15 protein-coding genes are annotated in these 16,814 nt (G+C 56.9%); all 15 read left to right on the forward strand.

The window, feature by feature from the left end; translation table 11 throughout:
- Positions 1-679: peptide chain release factor 2 (gene prfB / locus DTF_RS27060; RefSeq protein ID WP_226989176.1), on the forward strand; the 679-nt coding region annotated here is incomplete at its 5' end.
- 192 nt (positions 680-871) lie between these two features.
- Positions 872-2,350 carry a lysine--tRNA ligase gene (gene lysS, locus DTF_RS0105265; RefSeq protein WP_027714472.1) on the forward strand — a complete coding sequence of 493 codons (1,479 nt, stop codon included), beginning with the start codon at positions 872-874 and terminating at the stop codon, positions 2,348-2,350.
- An 86-nt stretch (positions 2,351-2,436) separates the two neighbouring features.
- Positions 2,437-3,687, forward strand: coding sequence for a lipoprotein-releasing ABC transporter permease subunit (locus DTF_RS0105270; RefSeq protein WP_027714473.1), 1,251 nt, complete (start codon positions 2,437-2,439; stop codon positions 3,685-3,687).
- Between the two features lie 50 nt (positions 3,688-3,737).
- Positions 3,738-4,403 (forward strand): ABC transporter ATP-binding protein, encoded by a 666-nt coding sequence (locus DTF_RS0105275; protein WP_027714474.1) that lies wholly within the window; start codon positions 3,738-3,740, stop codon positions 4,401-4,403.
- A 93-nt stretch (positions 4,404-4,496) separates the two neighbouring features.
- Entirely contained in the window at positions 4,497-6,797 is a 2,301-nt protein-coding gene (bamA, locus tag DTF_RS0105280; protein WP_027714475.1) for an outer membrane protein assembly factor BamA, read from the forward strand.
- 27 nt (positions 6,798-6,824) lie between these two features.
- Entirely contained in the window at positions 6,825-7,355 is a 531-nt protein-coding gene (locus DTF_RS0105285; protein WP_027714476.1) for an OmpH family outer membrane protein, read from the forward strand.
- 10 nt (positions 7,356-7,365) lie between these two features.
- Positions 7,366-8,397: a UDP-3-O-(3-hydroxymyristoyl)glucosamine N-acyltransferase gene (gene lpxD, locus DTF_RS0105290; protein WP_027714477.1), complete on the forward strand. Its 1,032-nt coding sequence runs from the start codon at positions 7,366-7,368 to the stop codon at positions 8,395-8,397.
- The gene (gene fabZ / locus DTF_RS0105295) at positions 8,394-8,837 is read left to right on the forward strand and encodes a 3-hydroxyacyl-ACP dehydratase FabZ (protein WP_035055869.1); all 444 of its coding nucleotides are present in this window, start codon (positions 8,394-8,396) and stop codon (positions 8,835-8,837) included. Before lpxD ends, fabZ begins: the two co-directional genes overlap by 4 nt.
- A 70-nt stretch (positions 8,838-8,907) precedes the next feature.
- Positions 8,908-9,678, forward strand: coding sequence for an acyl-ACP--UDP-N-acetylglucosamine O-acyltransferase (lpxA, locus tag DTF_RS0105300; protein ID WP_027714479.1), 771 nt, complete (start codon positions 8,908-8,910; stop codon positions 9,676-9,678).
- A gap of 95 nt (positions 9,679-9,773) precedes the next feature.
- Positions 9,774-10,706, forward strand: a complete 933-nt coding sequence (locus DTF_RS0105305) for a Gfo/Idh/MocA family protein (RefSeq protein WP_027714480.1) — start codon at positions 9,774-9,776, stop codon at positions 10,704-10,706.
- Positions 10,707-10,832: 126 nt separating this feature from the next.
- Positions 10,833-11,915 (forward strand): DegT/DnrJ/EryC1/StrS aminotransferase family protein, encoded by a 1,083-nt coding sequence (locus tag DTF_RS0105310; protein ID WP_226989177.1) that lies wholly within the window; start codon positions 10,833-10,835, stop codon positions 11,913-11,915.
- Positions 11,916-11,966: 51 nt separating this feature from the next.
- Positions 11,967-13,136 carry a lipid-A-disaccharide synthase gene (lpxB, locus tag DTF_RS0105315; protein ID WP_027714482.1) on the forward strand — a complete coding sequence of 390 codons (1,170 nt, stop codon included), beginning with the start codon at positions 11,967-11,969 and terminating at the stop codon, positions 13,134-13,136.
- A complete protein-coding gene (locus tag DTF_RS0105320; protein WP_226989178.1) occupies positions 13,133-14,866 on the forward strand; it encodes an ABC transporter ATP-binding protein in 1,734 nt (577 codons plus the stop codon). Before lpxB ends, DTF_RS0105320 begins: the two co-directional genes overlap by 4 nt.
- A gap of 2 nt (positions 14,867-14,868) precedes the next feature.
- Positions 14,869-15,540: a lysophospholipid acyltransferase family protein gene (locus tag DTF_RS0105325; protein ID WP_027714484.1), complete on the forward strand. Its 672-nt coding sequence runs from the start codon at positions 14,869-14,871 to the stop codon at positions 15,538-15,540.
- Entirely contained in the window at positions 15,524-16,813 is a 1,290-nt protein-coding gene (locus DTF_RS0105330; protein WP_027714485.1) for a 3-deoxy-D-manno-octulosonic acid transferase, read from the forward strand. The genes DTF_RS0105325 and DTF_RS0105330 overlap by 17 nt, the downstream gene beginning before the upstream one ends.
- The last annotated feature ends 1 nt before the right edge of the window (position 16,814 follow it).

The following is a 16,814-nucleotide window of genomic DNA, read 5'->3' on the forward strand; positions in this document are numbered from 1 at the left end:
CCAGGATTGGGCCGAGATGCTGCTTCGCATGTATCTGCGCTTCTGCGAGAGAAAGGGTTTCAAGACGGAGATCACCGATTACCAGCCGGGCGATGAGGCGGGGGTCAAGGGAGTCACCTTCACCGCCGAAGGAGACTATGCCTACGGGTGGCTGCGGGCCGAAATGGGGATCCATCGCCTGGTGCGCATCTCCCCCTTCGATTCCAGTGCCAAGCGGCACACTTCCTTCTGCTCGGTGTTTGTCTTTCCTGAACTCTCCGACGAGGTGGAGGTGGAGATCAACGACAAGGATCTCAAGGTTGACACCTATCGCGCCAGCGGGGCCGGCGGACAACATATCAACAAGACCGATTCGGCCATCCGCATCACCCACTTGCCGACGGGAGTCGTCGTGGCCTGCCAGAGCGAACGCTCCCAGCACAAGAACCGGGCTACGGCCATGAAACAGCTGAAGGCGCGGCTTTATGAACTGGAGGTTGGTAAAAAAGAGGAGGAAGCTTCCGCTCTCACCGGCGAGAAAAAGGAGATCGCTTGGGGAAGCCAGATCCGCTCCTACGTGCTGCACCCCTATCGCATGGTCAAGGATCACCGCACCGGCTACGAGGTGGGTAACACGGATGCGGTGCTTGACGGTCACCTGGAGGGTTTCGTCGAAGCCTATCTGCTTAGCCGGAAATAATCGAAAATCAAGCTGTAAGCTCTAAGCTTCAAGCTGTAAGCTGAACCTTTAAACTCATAGGTTTTTGCTTATAGCTTACAGCTTACAGCTTATAGCTTGCAGCGTGCAGCTTGCAGCTTTCCCTTGACTTGCCCCGCCTCGGAGTATATGGTATCAACCCGTCGAATCCGGGGATGAAAGGTATTGGAATAAATGGAAGAACTCAACGAACTCCTTCTGCAGCGCCGGTCCAAAATGGAGGAGTTGCGTCAACAGGGAATCAACCCCTACGCCAACGATTTTGCCGCCGAGCATACGACCGCCGATGTAGTGGCGGCGCATGGTGAACAGGAAGATCTGGAGGATTGTGCGGCGCGTTACATCCTGGCCGGACGGATCATGGCCCGGCGCGATTTCGGCAAGGCCGCTTTCATTCAGGTACAGGATCGGAAAGGTCTTCTGCAGGTGTACGTCGCCCGGGACAGGGTGGGGGAGGAGTCTTTCGATCAGTTCCGCAGATTCGACCTCGGAGACATCGTCGGCTTCTCCGGCACCCCCTTTCGCACCAAGACGGGAGAGCTGTCGCTGCGGGCCGACGCCATCCGAATTCTGACCAAATCCCTGCAGCCGCTGCCTGAGAAATGGCACGGCCTGACCGATGTCGAAACCCGCTACCGGCAGCGCTACCTCGACCTAATCGCCAATCCGGAAGTCAGGGAAGTGTTTCTGAAGCGCAGCCGGATCATCGGCCTCATCCGCGATTTCATGCAGCAGCGTGACTTTCTCGAGGTGGAGACTCCGATGATGCAGCCGATCGCCGGCGGCGCCACGGCAAAGCCTTTCGTCACCCATCACAACACCCTGAAGATGGACCTGTTTCTGCGTATCGCCCCGGAGCTCTACCTCAAGCGCCTGGTGGTGGGGGGCTTCGAGCGGGTGTTCGAGATCAACCGCAATTTCCGCAACGAGGGAATCTCCATTCAGCACAACCCCGAGTTCACCATGATGGAATTCTACCAGGCCTATGCCACCTACAAGGACCTGATGGACTTCACCGAGGAGCTGATCTGTCATGTGTCCGGGGAGGTGGTCGGGAAACTCAAATTCACCTACGGCGGCAAGGAGGTTGATCTGACACCCCCCTGGGACAGGCTGAGCGTCCGGGAGGCGATCGTGAAGTACGGAGACATTGCCGCCGCGGATCTGGAGGACCGGGAGAAGCTCCTGAAATACGCCGGGGCTCTGGGTCTGGAGGTGGACCGGAATATCGGCCACGGCAAGCTGCTGACTGAGATCTTCGACGAGGTGGCCGAGCCGAATCTTTGGAACCCTACCTTCATTACCGAATACCCGACGGAAATTTCTCCCCTGTCACGAAAGAACGAAGCCAATCCCGAGGTGGTGGACCGCTTCGAGCTGTTCATCGTGGGGCGGGAGCTGGCCAACGCCTTCTCCGAGCTGAACGATCCTCTTGATCAGAAAGAGCGTTTTCTCAGGCAGCTGGAAGAGAAGGAAGCGGGTGACGAGGAAGCCCATGCCATGGATGCGGATTATATCCGCGCGCTGGAGCATGGACTGCCGCCTACGGCCGGGGAGGGGATCGGCATCGATCGCCTGGTCATGCTGTTGACCGACTCGGCTTCTATCCGCGACGTCATTCTCTTTCCCCAACTGCGGCCGGAGACACGGTGAGGAGTGAGGCGTGAGGAGTGAGGCGCCAAATCTTTTTGTCCTCGCTCCTCGTTTTTTCTCCTTACCCTCACCCCTCACGAGATCTTATGAGTTACGAACTTTTCGTCAGCTTGAGGTACTTGCGGGCCAAGCGCAAGCAGACCTTTATTTCCGTCATTTCCTTTATTTCCATTGCCGGAGTCACTCTCGGCGTGGCGGCTCTGATCGTCGTGCTGGCGGTCATGACCGGTTTCCACGACGGCGTGCGGCAGCAGATCCTGGGCAATATTCCCCATGTTCTTATCCAGAAACATGGGGAAGACATGGCCGACTACGAGGAAACGATTTCCAGGGTCAAGGCCGCGCCGCACGTGCTGGACGCCACCCCCTTCGTTTCCAAGGAAGCCATGCTTCTCTCCAACCGCAATGTGGCAGCGGTCAGTGTCAAGGGGATCGAAGAAGGCAATAAAATTTTCCAGCAGAAATTCCTGACGGTGGGCGACCGTGATGTCGAAGATCTGCTCTTCGACTCCGAAGCGACCCGGCCCGGCATTGTCATCGGCATCGATACCGCCACGTCGCTGGGGGTCGCCGTCGGCGAGACGATCAACGTCATTCCTCCCATGTTCACCATCACCCCTTTCGGCATGATCCCCAAGATGAAGCCCTTCAGGGTGGTCGGTATTTCCCGCCATCGGGGAGGTTTTCTCGATACCTATTTTGCCTATGTCGCCCTGTCCGAAGCCCAAGTCTTTCTTGGAGAGGAGAATCAGGTGACGGGGGTGGAGGTGGAGGTCGATTCCTTTGACCACGCCAAACCGGTCGCATCCTCCCTGCGTCAGGATTTCAGCTATCCTTTCGTGGTCCGCTCGTGGGAAGATCTCTTCGGCTCCTTTCTTTCGGCTCTGCGCCTGGAGAAGCTCGGTCTTTTCATCGTCCTGGGGATTATCGTTCTGGTGGCGGCGTTCAACATCGCCACGACCCTGATCATGGTGGTGATGGAAAAGCATAAGGACATAGCCATTCTCAGGTCGATGGGAGCGAATGCCAAGAGCATCATGAAGATATTCGTTCTGGAAGGGTTCATCATCGGTACCCTGGGAACCGCTCTCGGCACGATGTTGGGCCTCATCGTGGCGAAGAATGCCGATCCGATCATCAAGCAGCTGGAGAATCTGTTTCACGTCAAGATCTTTGACCAGTCGGTCTACGGCATGGAGAATTTCCCCTCAGTGGTTAACTCTTCGGATGTCATGGCGGTGGTGCTCGTAGCCATGACCATCAGCCTGCTCGCCACCATCTATCCGGCCTGGAGAGCTTCCCGGATGGACCCGGCCGAGGCGTTGCGGTACGAATAAAATCCGAGAGGGGTGCGAGGTAAGCGGGTACGCTTCACAAGGGGTAAAGAGTGATTGAAGTCAAAGATCTGAAAAAAGGTTTCGCTTCCGGCCGGGGGCGGGTCGAGGTTCTCGATGGCATCGATCTGATCATCCGTGAAAACGAACGGGTGGCTGTCGTGGGTGCTTCCGGAGCCGGCAAGACGACGCTCATGCATATCATCGGCGGCCTTGATCACCCAACCTCCGGGACTGTCCTGTTCGAGGGGAAGGATATTTTCACCCTCAAAGGGGCCGCGCTCGATGCCTTTCGGAACAGGACCATCGGCTTCGTTTTCCAGTTCCATCAATTGCTGCCCGAGTTTTCGGCCTTGGAAAATGTCATGATGCCGGCCCTTATCGCCCGCCAGGATCAAAAGGAAGCCGCCGAAAAGGCTGAAAGTCTGCTGGAGGAGGTGGGACTCGGTCATCGACTGACCCATAAGCCGGGGGAGCTTTCCGGAGGCGAGCAGCAGCGGGTGGCCATTGCCCGGGCGCTGGTCATGTCGCCCCGTCTGCTGCTGGCCGACGAACCTACCGGGAATCTGGACAGCGGCACTTCCGATGAAATCTATCGCCTGCTTCACCAGCTTCATCAGACCCGCGGACTGACCATGGTCATTGTGACACACAGTGAAACACTGGCAAAACGTCTTGACCGGATAGTGCACATGGCGGACGGGCGTTTTCTGGATTAACGGACCCGTTAGTTTTGATTTGCGCCCCTGATGGGCTTTGACCTATAATGCGCCCTTTCAATTCAGAATCTTTTCTGCGGAGTTTTCGATTGCATGTATAAGAGGGTTTTCACGGCACTGATTGTGGCGATGCATCTGTTGCCGGGTATTTCCATGGCACAGGAGTATGCCATCGGCGAAGTTGTGATCGAGGGAAATCGGCGGGTGGAGCGAAGCGCAATCCGTTCGGTCATTTCCATTGAGGCCGGCCAGACCGTTTCGGACGAGGATATCGACCGGGATATCCGGGCTATTTACAAGCTGGGCCGTTTCGAAGATGTGTCCGCCGAGTTCGAAAAGAGCGACGGGGCCGGTACTCTGATTTTTCGGCTCACCGAATATCCTCTGATCCGGAACATCGAGTATTCCGGAAACGACGAACTCTCCACCGAAAAGCTGAGGGAACTGGTCACCATCCGCACCCCCGAAATCTATAGCCCCAGAGAAGTCGCAAAAAGCAGTGAGGCGATCAAAAAGGCTTACATCGAGGAAGGATTTCATGCGGTCGAGATCAGCTCGAAGATCGACATCAATGATCTCCACGAAGCGACGCTTACCTTTGACGTCAAGGAGGGCGACAAGGTTCTGATCCGTGATATCCGCTTCGAAGGGAATACGGTCTTCACCGACCGGCAGCTCAAAAAAGTCATTGAAACCAAGGAACGCTGGTTCCTTTCCTGGCTCACGGGGCGGGGCACTTATAAACAGGAAGTCCTGGAGAACGATCTGGAGATCATCGCCGATCAGTATTACAACGACGGCTATGTACAGGTGAAGGTCAAACAGCCCCTGGTGACGCTGCGTGAAGACAAGCAGAGCATGGATCTGCTTATCGAAATTGAGGAGGGTGAACAGTTTCAGATCGGGGAGATGGATGTACAGGGGGACCTCATCCGGAGCAAAGAGGACCTGCTGAAACTGGTGAAGCTCACGGAAGGCGACATCTTCAATCGAAAGCAGTTGCGCGAGGACGTTTTTACCCTCAATGATCTCTATGCCGACCAGGGCTATGCCTATGTGAACGTCTCTCCCCTGACCCGTCTCGATGTTCAGCAGAAGCGGATCAATGTGACCTTTGACATCGAGCAGGGAATCCAGGTCGTGATAGGCCGGGTTCAGATCTCGGGGAATACGAAAACCCGGGACAAGGTCATACGCCGGGAGATGAAGCTGGTGGAGGGAGAACTGTTCAGCGCCAGCAAAGTGAAGGAGAGCCGGCGCCGGATAAACAACCTGGGTTTTTTCGAAGAGGTAAACGTCACCACAGGCAAGGGGACGGACGAAGCCCACATGGACCTGGATGTGAATGTCAAGGAGCGACCGACCGGAACGTTCAGTGTCGGATTCGGCTACTCCTCCGTGGACGGCATCATCGGCCAGGGCTCGGTCTCCCAGGAAAATTTTCTCGGACGGGCTCTTAAGCTGAACCTGGCAGGTTCCTTCGGCGGCAGGAGCACCACATACCAGTTGGGGGTTCTCGATCCCTACTTCCTCGATAAAGACCTGGCTCTCGGCTTCGATGTGTTCAAAACCGAACGGGAATACGTCGATTTCAGCAAGAAAGCGGTTGGGGCAAACATAAAGCTCGGCATTCCGCTGACGTACGATCTCAGGACCTTCTTTCTCTATCGTTACGAGGAAAAGGAAATTTTCGATGTCGACGCGAACGCTTCTTTCCTGATCCGGGATCAGGTGGGGACTTCCACCATCTCTTCGATCACCGCATCATTGACCCGCAATACCACCGATTACCGGCTAGATCCTTCGATGGGATCCGTTTCCGAAGCTTCGATCGAATTCGCCGGGTTGGGCGGTACGGAAAAATTCGCAAAGTACAACATTGATCACCGCCATTTCTTTCCCTGGAAGTGGGGAACGGTTTTTTCCGCTCACGGTCGTCTCGGCTATATCCAGGAGGTCGGAGGAGAGGATATTCCTCTCGATGAACGATTCTGGCTCGGCGGCATCAACACCATTCGCGGCTTTGAAACCCGAGAGGTCGGACCGAAGGTTCGACGGACGACGGAACAGATTGATCCCGTCACCGGAAAAACCGTAACGGTCCCGACCGATGAATTCGAGTTCATCGGTGGGGAAAAACAGGCCTATTTCAACTTCGAATATACTTTTCCACTGCTCAAGGACATGGGCCTCAAAGGGTTGCTCTTCTTCGATGCCGGCAATGCCTGGAGAAAGGATGAAGATTACTTCTCAAACATGCGCTACAGCGTCGGCGGCGGCATCCGATGGTTCAGTCCCATGGGGCCGCTGCGACTTGAATGGGGTTATAATCTCGACCCTGAAGAAACCGAGAAGCCCAGTCAGTTCGAATTTTCCATCGGCAAATTTTTCTGATCAGTGTATCAGCACAAGGAGACAGTTATGAAACGACTCATCGGTTTGACTCTCATCATGCTACTGACATCGGCAGGGGCGGCCCTGGCTGCTGAAGCCAAGATCGGCTACGTCGACCTGCAGAAGGCATTGAATCTCTCCGTGGCGGGTAAAGCCGCCAAGGAGAAGATCTCAGGCAAGGTCAAGGAATACGAAACCATTGTCGAATCCCGCCAGGAGGAACTCAGGAAGCTGAAGGAGGAACTGGAAAAGAAGGCCCTTCTCCTGTCCGAGACCGCCCGCGCCGACAAGGAGCGGGATTATCAGCAGAAACTTAAGGAATTCCAGCGCTTCACCAAGGACATTCAGGAAGAGTTGCAGCAGCAGGATGCCGATCACACCCGGCGGATACTTGAAGAGCTGTTCCAGGTGATCAAGGAGGTCGGGGTAAAGGAGAAGTATACGCTGGTTCTTGAAAAAACCGAAAGTTCCATTCTTTTTGCCGATGATCAGATTGATCTCACTGCCAGGATCATCAAGGCCTATGATGCAAGGTTCGCCACCGAATCGACTAAGTAGGAGGGGGAGCGTGGCGCTGCTAAAAGAACTGGCCGAACTGGCGGGGGGGACGGTCGTCGGCGACGGAGATCTGGAAATCCTGCGCCTGGCTTCCATTGACGAGGCCCGGGAAGGGGATATCACATTTATCTCCAATCCCAAATATCTGGCGAAGATCGAGCACTGCCGGGCCTCGGCCATCATCGTCTCTCCGGGCATTGAAGCTCCAGGGTTTTCGCTGATCGTCTGCCGCAACCCCTATCTCGCCTTCGCCAAGATTCTCACCTTTCTTATGGTGCGTCGGCCTGAACCGAAAGGGGTCATGAAGGGGGCCATTGTTGCTGCCAGTGCGACGCTCGGCGAAGGGGTTACCGTTCATCCCGGCTGCGTGATCGGCGAAAATGTCCAAGTAGGACTGGGGACGATTCTTTATCCGGGAGTCGTTCTCTATGACGATGCGGTGGTTGGAGAGGAATGTACCCTGCACGCCGGTGTCGTCGTGCGGGAGCAATGCAGGATCGGCAATCGGGTCATCATTCAACCTTCGGCGGTCATCGGCGCCGACGGGTTCGGCTTTGCTCCCGACGGATCGCGATACTACAAGATCCCGCAGATAGGAATCGTGATCATCGAAGACGATGTGGAGATCGGCGCCGCCACCTGCATCGACCGTGCGGCCCTCGGGGTCACACGTATCAAGCGAGGGACGAAGATCGACAACCTGGTGCAGGTCGCTCACAATGTTGTCATCGGCGAGGATTCGATTCTCGTCTCGCAGGTGGGAATCGCGGGCAGCACCGAAATCGGAAATCACTGCACCTTCGGCGGTCAGGCGGCGACATCGGGGCATCTCAAAATAGGCAACAATGTCACCATCGGCGGCCGCGGAGGAGTGACCAACCACGTTGATGACAACCAGTTTCTATCAGGCCTTCCCGCCATACCTCATAAGGAATGGCTCAAAGCCACCATGAGCTTCACCAGGCTGCCCGAAATGCGCAAGGAGCTCAGCCATATGAAACGTCAGCTCGAAGAGCTTGAAAAATTAATCAAGGAAGGATGACCGTCATGGAATTGAATGTTGTCGAAATCATGAAGCTGATTCCCCACCGTTACCCCTTTTTGCTTGTCGATAAGATCATCGAGTCCGAGGGGGACACGAAAGTCGTCGGGATCAAGAACGTCACCATCAATGAGCCGTTCTTTCAAGGACATTTTCCCGGGCACCCGATCATGCCGGGAGTCCTCATTGTCGAGGCCATGGCTCAGCTCGGCGGCGCCTTTGTCCGGGCAAAATACGACATCGGTGACGACAAGGTCACCTATTTCGTGGGGATCGACAATGTCAAGTTCCGCAAGCCGGTGATCCCCGGAGACGTCCTGAGATTTGAGCTGGAGCTGGTCAGCACCCGTCGGGGAATCTACGCCTTTGCCGGGAAGGCTTATGTGGAAGGGAAACTGGTCTGCGAGGCAGATCTTAAGGCAACTTTCGCCGACCGTTAGGGGAAATCCGTGAAGCGCAAGTTCCCCTGCCACCTCACACCTTTGAGCTATTAAGGGAATATATCGACGCATGATCCACCCGACAGCCATAGTGCATTCCGCCGCCCGGATTGACGAAGGAGTCTCCATCGGCCCCTACGCCGTTATAGGCGAGCATGTTTCCATCGCCGCGGGGACGACCGTGGGACCGCATTCGGTCATCGAAGGGTGGACCGAGATCGGACGGGACAACCGGATCTTCCAGTTCGCTTCCGTGGGAGCCGATCCCCAGGACCTCAAGTTTCATGGCGAGCAGTCCTTCCTTCGCCTCGGGGACCGCAATACGGTGCGCGAATTCGTGACCCTTCATCGCGGGACCGAAGACGGAGGAGGGGAGACCGTGATCGGAGACGACAATCTGTTCATGGCCTATTCGCACGTGGCTCACGACTGCCGGGTCGGGAACCGCGTTATTCTTGCCAACGCCGCCACGCTCGCCGGGCATGTCGTCGTTGATGATCATGCCATTCTGGGAGGACTCTCCGGCGTTCACCAGTTCACCCGCATCGGCTCTCATGCCATGATCAGCGGAGGCTCAGTGGTCGTACAGGATATTGTCCCCTTCATCATGGCCCAGGGGGACCGGGCAAAACCAGCGGGACTGAACCTGGTCGGCCTCAAACGGCGGGGCTTCTCCGATTCCACCCTGCACGATCTCAAAACGGCCTATAAGCTCATTTTCCGTTCAGGCCTGCGCCTTGAGGAGGCCTTGGAGAAAGTTACCGCCGAACTCGATGAAACGCCTGAACTGAAGATGTTTACAGAATTCATTCGCAACAGCCACCGGGGGATTGCGCGTTAAAGACCTGTGACGGGGTGAGGCGTGACAGGTAGAATTATCTTTGTTTTTAGTCACGCGTTAAGCGTCACGCGTCATGACTTGAGAAGGTTGAGCAAATGAACAAATTGCGCGCCGCTGTTATCGGGGTAGGATATCTTGGTCGATTCCATGCCCAGAAATACGCCTCTCTGGAGGATGTGGACCTTGTCGGAGTGGTCGATGCCAGCCGGGAGCGGGCCGAAGAGGTTGCCGCCGAGGTGGGCACGGCCGCTTTCACCGATTATCGCCAGTTACTCGATTCCGTCGATGTTGTATCGATCGTGGTTCCGACGCAGTATCATTATCCCGTGGCCAAAGAATGCCTGGAGGCCGGCTGCCATATCCTTCTGGAAAAGCCGATCACCCAGTCCGTGGAAGAGGCGGATCACTTGATCAGGCTGGCTGAGGATCGTGGTCTGGTCTTCCAGGTAGGGCACCTGGAGCGTTTCAACCCTGCGGTTCTGGCTCTGGAAGGTGTTCTGAAAAACCCACTTTTCATCGAGTCTCATCGACTGGCACCCTTCAAGACAAGGGGGACGGACGTCACCGTCGTTCTCGATCTTATGATTCACGATATCGATATTATCCTGAGCATGGTTCCTTCGGCGATCAAGCTGGTAAATTCGATGGGAGTTCCGGTGCTTTCGGAGGAAGTCGACATTGCCAACGCCCGGCTTCAATTCGAAAACGGCTGTGTGGCCAATGTTACGGCAAGCCGTGTCAGCCGCGATGCGGTGCGCAAGATCCGGATCTTTCAGTCCGATGCCTATATTTCCATCGATTATCAGGCCCGCAAGATCTCCATATTCCGTAAAGATGACGGCGGCGTGCCGGTTCCTGGGCTGCCCAACGTCTCCATGGAAGAAAAGAGCTTCGAACAGAGCGATGCTCTTTTAGCCGAAATCAGGGCCTTCGTCGATGCGGTCAGGGACGGTACCGCTCCGGTGGTTACGGGGGAAGACGGCAAGCGGGCTCTGGAACTGGCTCTGCAGATCAACGGAAAACTCTAGCTGGAAAATCGGGGCTTCAGGCGCAAAGGCGTGAGGTGTGAGGCGTAATGGTTTTCCCCCTCATTTCTCACGCCTCACCTGTTTTTAACCAATTCAACTGAAGGACGGTTTACGATGAATATCCCAATGGTTGACCTAAAGGGTCAATACGAGTCGCTCCGGGAGGAAATCGAACGGGGCTTCCGGCAGGTGCTTGAAACGACCCAGTTCATCATGGGTCCCAACGGCGCCGCACTGGAACAGGAAGTGGCTGCTTATTGCGGGATCAGGCATGCCATCGGCGTCGCCTCAGGGACCGATGCTCTGCATCTCGCCCTGCGGGCCGCGGGGATCGGCGAGGGGGACGAAGTCATCACCTCTCCTTTCACTTTCATCGCGACCGCCGAGGCGATCTCCTATGTGGGCGCCCATCCTGTTTTCGTCGATATCGATCCTCAGACCTTCAATATCGATGTGGATCTCATCGAGGCGGCGATCACCGAACGGACCCGGGCCGTCCTTCCCGTTCATCTTTTCGGGCAACCTGCCGATATGACTCCCATTGCCGCGCTGTGCCGCAGACACGGTCTCAAGCTGGTGGAAGACTGCGCGCAGGCCTTCGGGGCCGAGTACGGCGGCAAAAAGTCTGGAGCGTTTGGCGATCTGGGTTGTTTTTCCTTCTTCCCGAGCAAGAACCTTGGCTGTTTCGGCGACGGAGGAATGATTATCACCGACGACGACGCCGCCGCCGAGGCGGTGCGGATGTTGCGCAATCACGGCAGCCGCGAGAGATATCATCATGCCGTCATAGGTTACAACAGCCGTCTGGACGATCTGCAGGCTGTGATTCTGCGGGCCAAGCTCAAGCACATCGATGATTACAATCGCCGGAGGCGGATCAACGCCCACCGGTACAGCAGCCGCCTGCAGGGGTCCGGAGTGCTGCCGCCGGTGGAAGATGGAAAGGGTCTGCACGTCTATCACCAGTACACCATCCTCTGCGAAGCCCGTGATGCGATCCAGAAGGCCTTGAACTCGAAAGGCATCGCTTCGGCCATCTATTACCCGATCCCCCTGCACCGGCAGGAGGTATATCAAGAGGAGTGGGCCGGGGTCTCCCTGCCTGTCACCGAGGATGTCGCCGGAAAAGTTCTGTCGCTTCCCATGTACCCCGAACTGACCGGGGAGCAGATCGACAGGATTTGCGACGTCATCCTGGGGGCCTTGTAGAGACGCCCGCAGGGCGACCTATACTCAAGAATGAAAACAGGCGTCAAAAATATGGATCAGCGTCGAAAGGCCCTGATCGTCACCGGAGAAGCCTCCGGGGATCTCCATGGCTCTAACCTCATCAAGGCCGCCCGGGAGGTTGACCCCGGGCTGTCTTTTTTCGGTGTAGGCGGCCGGCTCATGGAGGCGGCCGGGTGCGAAATTCTCATTCCCGGCGAAGAACTGGCCGTCATGGGACTGGTGGAAGTGGCCGGTCACTTTCCGACCATTTATAGGGCGTTTAATCGGTTGAAAGGGATTCTGAACGGGGAGCGGCGGCCTGACGTGCTTATCCTCATCGATTTCCCCGATTTCAATCTGCGCCTGGCCAAAGCGGCGAAAAAGGCTCATGTCCCTGTCCTCTACTATGTCAGCCCGCAGGTCTGGGCATGGCGTCGAGGCCGGGTTAAAAAGATCGCCGGGGTGGTCGACCGGCTGGCGGCCATTTTCCCTTTTGAACCTGATTTCTACAAGGATCAGGATATCGAGGTGGAATATGTGGGCAACCCGCTGCTGGATGAAGTCCACGTCAGCCGTTCGCGAGTCGACTTTCTCGGCAGCTACGGTCTGGATCCGGATCGCCCCGTAGTCGGCCTCTTTCCCGGGAGCCGCAAAAACGAGCTCAAGTATAACTTCGATACCATCCTCGGGGCGGCGGAATTGATCCGGCGACAAAAGACTGAAATCAACTTTCTTCTCCCGGTCGCTTCTTCCCTCGATCCCGAGATCTTCCAGGCCAGATTGGCGGAACTGACACTTCCGATCACCCTGGTGCAGGAAAACATCTATGACGCGGCAAATGCCTGCGACGCGGTGATCACGGTTTCGGGGACGGTGACCCTGCAGACGGCCCTGGTCGGAACTCCCATGGCGATTCTCTACAAAATGGCTCCCCTGACCTATGCCATCGGCAAACGTCTCGTGAAGGTGGATCACATCGGCCTGGCGAACATCGTCGCAGGCGACGGGGTGGTCAGGGAATTCATTCAGGAGGAGGCGACGGCCGAAGCGGTAGCCGGCGAAATCCTTCGCATCGTCGATGACGCCGAATACGGTCGGCTGATCCGCCACGGACTCTCCCGCATCCGTGAAAGGATGGGGGAAGGAGGATGCTCTCGGCGCGTGGCCCGCATGGCCTCGGAGATGAGCAGGGGCATTCTGCATAAGGAACCGTCCGAGTGAAAGATCAAGGTATCCATATATATCGTCGTCTTCTGAGATATTCGCGGCCCTACGCGGCCCGGGTACTCTTTTCCATGGCGGCTTCGCTGCTGGTGGCCGGCTCCGACGTGGCCGCGGCCAAACTGGTCCAGCCCCTGATCGACAGAGTCATTACCGCCGGGAACGCCTTCCTGGTCAATATCGTTCCCATGGTGGTCATCGGTCTTGCCGTCGTCAAGGGCGCCTCACGCTATGTTCAGGAGTATCTGATCAAGACAGCCGGACAGATGGTGGTTCAGGATATCCGCAACGATCTCTATGAGCATTCCATCTCCTTGTCCATGGGATATTACGCCCGCAACTCCACGGGCAATCTCATGTCCCGGATTCTCAACGACGTCGGGATCCTGCAGCGTTCCGCCGCGGACGTCCTGGTGGATGGACTGCGAGAGGGGTTCACCCTCATCGGCCTGACGGCCCTGGTCTTCTATAACGACTGGAGACTGGCGACCCTCGCCTTTCTGGTTTTGCCCGTCTCCGTCCTTCCGGCTTCGATCATCGGCCGCAAGATCAAGGACAATACCCGCCGGGGTCAGGCGACGCTGGGGAGTCTCACCGGCATGCTGCAGGAGACCATGTCGGGGATCAAGGTCATCAAGGCCTTCGGCACGGAAGAGAGTGAGAATCAGCGTTTCCGCAAGGAAAATCTCTCTTTCTATCGATTCATGCGGAAAGTCCTGAAATACGATTCAGCTGCGGCGCCGGTCGTTGAAATTTTGGCGTCCTTCGGGGTCGCCGCCGTTTTCTGGTACGGAATCAACCGGGTTCTGGCGGGGGCGATGACCCAGGGGGAGCTTTTCTCATTCTCCGCCGCCATACTCATGATGTATACCCCGGTCAAGCGTCTGACCAAAGTCGGCAATACGATTCAGAAATCCCTGGGGGCCGCCGAGCGGGTCTTCGAAGTCATGGACGAGGTTCCCGAGATTTCAGATGCTCCCGATGCCGTATCCATTGGACGCGCCAGGGGAGAAGTGGTCTTCGACCGGGTTGTTTTCTCCTATGGAGAGGAGCCCGTGCTGAAGGACTTTGTTCTCAGCGCCGACCCGGGAGAGGTTGTGGCCCTGGTGGGACCGAGCGGAGCGGGCAAATCGACCGTCGTCGGACTGCTGAGCCGCTTTTACGATCCCCAGCAGGGGGCGATTCGCATCGACGGCCGTGACATCCGCCGAATCACCCTGGAGAGTCTTAAACGCAACATCGCACTGGTTGATCAGGAAACCTTTCTGTTCCATGACACCATTCGCAACAATATCCGCTACGGATCGCCGGATGCGGATGATGCCGCGGTCGAGGAAGCGGCCCGGCTTGCCTATGCCGACGAGTTTATCCGCCTGCTGCCTCACGGTTACGAAACAAGCATCGGAGATCGCGGCGTACGCCTCTCCGGCGGGCAGAGACAGCGCCTTTGCATCGCCCGGGCGATACTGCGCGACGCCCCCGTTCTGATTCTTGATGAGGCGACCAGCGCTCTCGATACCGAGAGTGAGGCCATGGTCCAGCAGGCCCTGGCCAACCTGATGCGCAATCGCACTACGTTCGTGATTGCCCATCGCCTTTCGACCATCATGCATGCGGACAAGATCGTGGTCCTTGATGCGGGAAGGGTCGAACAGGCCGGAACGCATCAGGAACTGCTCCAGAGCGGCGGTCTTTATCAGAAGCTTTACGAGATTCAGTTCCAGGATTAGACATGAAAAAATCCTTCGGCGACTGGCTCCTGCTGAATCTGGCTCCTCCCGTGGCGGCCGGCATTATCAGATTCCTGCGTTTCTTCCTCCGGATCGAGTTCATCGGGGAGGAACACCCCCGTGCCTTCTGGAAAAGAGGAGAACATGTGATTCTCGCCTTCTGGCACGATCAGCTGCTGCTCATGGTCCAGGGATATCGCGGACCGGGGGCGAAGATCCTGATCAGCGCCTCCAAGGACGGAGAGCTTATTGCGAGAACCATGCAGTGTTTCGGACAGGGGGCGGTGCGCGGTTCATCGACCAGAGGGGGACGCTCCGCCTTCAAGGCGATGATGGCCCTGGCCGAAGAGCCCTTCGACCTCGTCATCACCCCCGATGGTCCCAAGGGGCCGCGTCACCAGATCAAGCCCGGAGTGGTGCAGCTCGCCCGGCTCACCGGCCGAGCGGTGATCCCCATGGCATTTATCTGCTCCCGGGGGCATCGGTTCCCTTCATGGGACCGTTTTCTTCTCCCTTATCCGTTCTCCCGGGGCGTTTATGCCTTCGGCGAACCGATTGTCTATCAAAAGGGAGAGGACGCCGAAGGCTTTCGTGTCCGGCTGCAACAGGCCATGGAAGAAAATGTACGACGTGCTCAGGCCCGTCTGGAGAAGTCCGGTGTATCTGCTGTATGACTTGATATTGCTGATTTCCGCATTCTTTCTGATCCCTTTTTATCTGATCAGAGGGCTGCGCCACGGTAAGGTTCGGCGCGGGATTCGGGAGCGGCTCGGCTTCTTTCTTCCGGATCGCCTGGCATTGCTGCGGGGTCGCAAGGTTTTCTGGATTCATGCGGTTTCTGTCGGCGAGACGAGGGCGGCCATAAGCCTGCTCAAAGGCCTCAGGAAAACGTATCCGGATGCCGCCCTGGTGCTCTCCAACGTGACCGAAACGGGTCACGCCATCGCGCTGGGGATCAAGGAGGTCGATCTCTGTCTTTTCTTCCCCTTCGATCTTTCGCTGGTGGTGAGAAAGGTTCTGCGTCAGGTGCGACCCGACTTGATCATCATCGTGGAGACGGAGATCTGGCCCAACTTCGTACGAATCTCCCACGAAGCGGGGATTCCGATTCTTCTGGTCAACGGACGCATTTCCGACCGCTCCTTTCCCCGCTATCAATTGGCGAAGCCACTGCTGCAACCTCTGCTTCAGAGATTTTCCGCATTCTGCATGCAGACCGATCTGGACGCCGAACGTATTCGACTCATGGGCGCCCCTGAAGAAAGAGTGGAAGTCACCCGGAACCTCAAGTTCGACATGCAGACATCGGCTCCCGACCGGACCGCCATTGACACCCTGAAGGATCTTTATCGGATTCCCTCCGGGACTACCGTATGGGTGGCGGGGAGCACTCATGCCGGCGAAGAGGAGATCATCATAGAGGTTTACCGGCACCTGGTGGCGGAAGGGGAGAATCTTATTCTGATTCTGGTCCCCCGGCATCCTGAAAGATGCCGGGCGGTGGGTGATATGCTGACCACATGCGGGCTCCCTTACGTTCTGCGCAGCGAGATCGAATCCAGCCGTAATCCGCTCCGGGCCGGAGAGGTTCTTCTGGGGGATACGCTGGGTGAGATGCTCAAGTTCTATGCCGCTGCCGATGTGGTTTTCGTTGGCGGCAGCCTGGCGAACATCGGCGGTCACAACATCCTGGAAGCCTGTCTTTTGAAAAAGCCTGTCCTGTTCGGCCCTCACATGCACAACTTCAAGGAAATTTCCCGTCTCGTCGCCGAGGTGAGGGGCGGGATCGGGGTCGCCGATGACAAGGAACTCCTCGGCACTCTCCGGGAGTTGATCGGGAACCCTCAAATGCGCTGCACCATGGGCGAGGCCGGATTTGACCTGCTGCAGCGGAACAGCGGCGCTACCGCCCATACCCTTGCCGTGATCAGCCGCGTTCTGAGATAAG

This window comes from Desulfuromonas sp. TF (genome assembly GCF_000472285.1).
Classification (GTDB): Bacteria; Desulfobacterota; Desulfuromonadia; order Desulfuromonadales; family ATBO01; genus ATBO01.

Excerpts from the sequence above, each read along its gene's own strand:
- DTF_RS0105325 (WP_027714484.1), top strand. The coding sequence starts at position 14,869 with ATGAAAAAATCCTTCGGCGACTGGCTCCTGCTGAATCTGGCTCCTCCC.
- DTF_RS0105270 (WP_027714473.1), top strand. The coding sequence starts at position 2,437 with ATGAGTTACGAACTTTTCGTCAGCTTGAGGTACTTGCGGGCCAAGCGC.
- DTF_RS0105285 (WP_027714476.1), top strand. The coding sequence starts at position 6,825 with ATGAAACGACTCATCGGTTTGACTCTCATCATGCTACTGACATCGGCA.
- DTF_RS0105310 (WP_226989177.1), top strand. The coding sequence starts at position 10,833 with ATGGTTGACCTAAAGGGTCAATACGAGTCGCTCCGGGAGGAAATCGAA.
- lysS (WP_027714472.1), top strand. The coding sequence starts at position 872 with ATGGAAGAACTCAACGAACTCCTTCTGCAGCGCCGGTCCAAAATGGAG.
- lpxA (WP_027714479.1), top strand. The coding sequence starts at position 8,908 with ATGATCCACCCGACAGCCATAGTGCATTCCGCCGCCCGGATTGACGAA.
- fabZ (WP_035055869.1), top strand. The coding sequence starts at position 8,394 with ATGACCGTCATGGAATTGAATGTTGTCGAAATCATGAAGCTGATTCCC.
- lpxB (WP_027714482.1), top strand. The coding sequence starts at position 11,967 with ATGGATCAGCGTCGAAAGGCCCTGATCGTCACCGGAGAAGCCTCCGGG.
- DTF_RS0105305 (WP_027714480.1), top strand. The coding sequence starts at position 9,774 with ATGAACAAATTGCGCGCCGCTGTTATCGGGGTAGGATATCTTGGTCGA.
- bamA (WP_027714475.1), top strand. The coding sequence starts at position 4,497 with ATGTATAAGAGGGTTTTCACGGCACTGATTGTGGCGATGCATCTGTTG.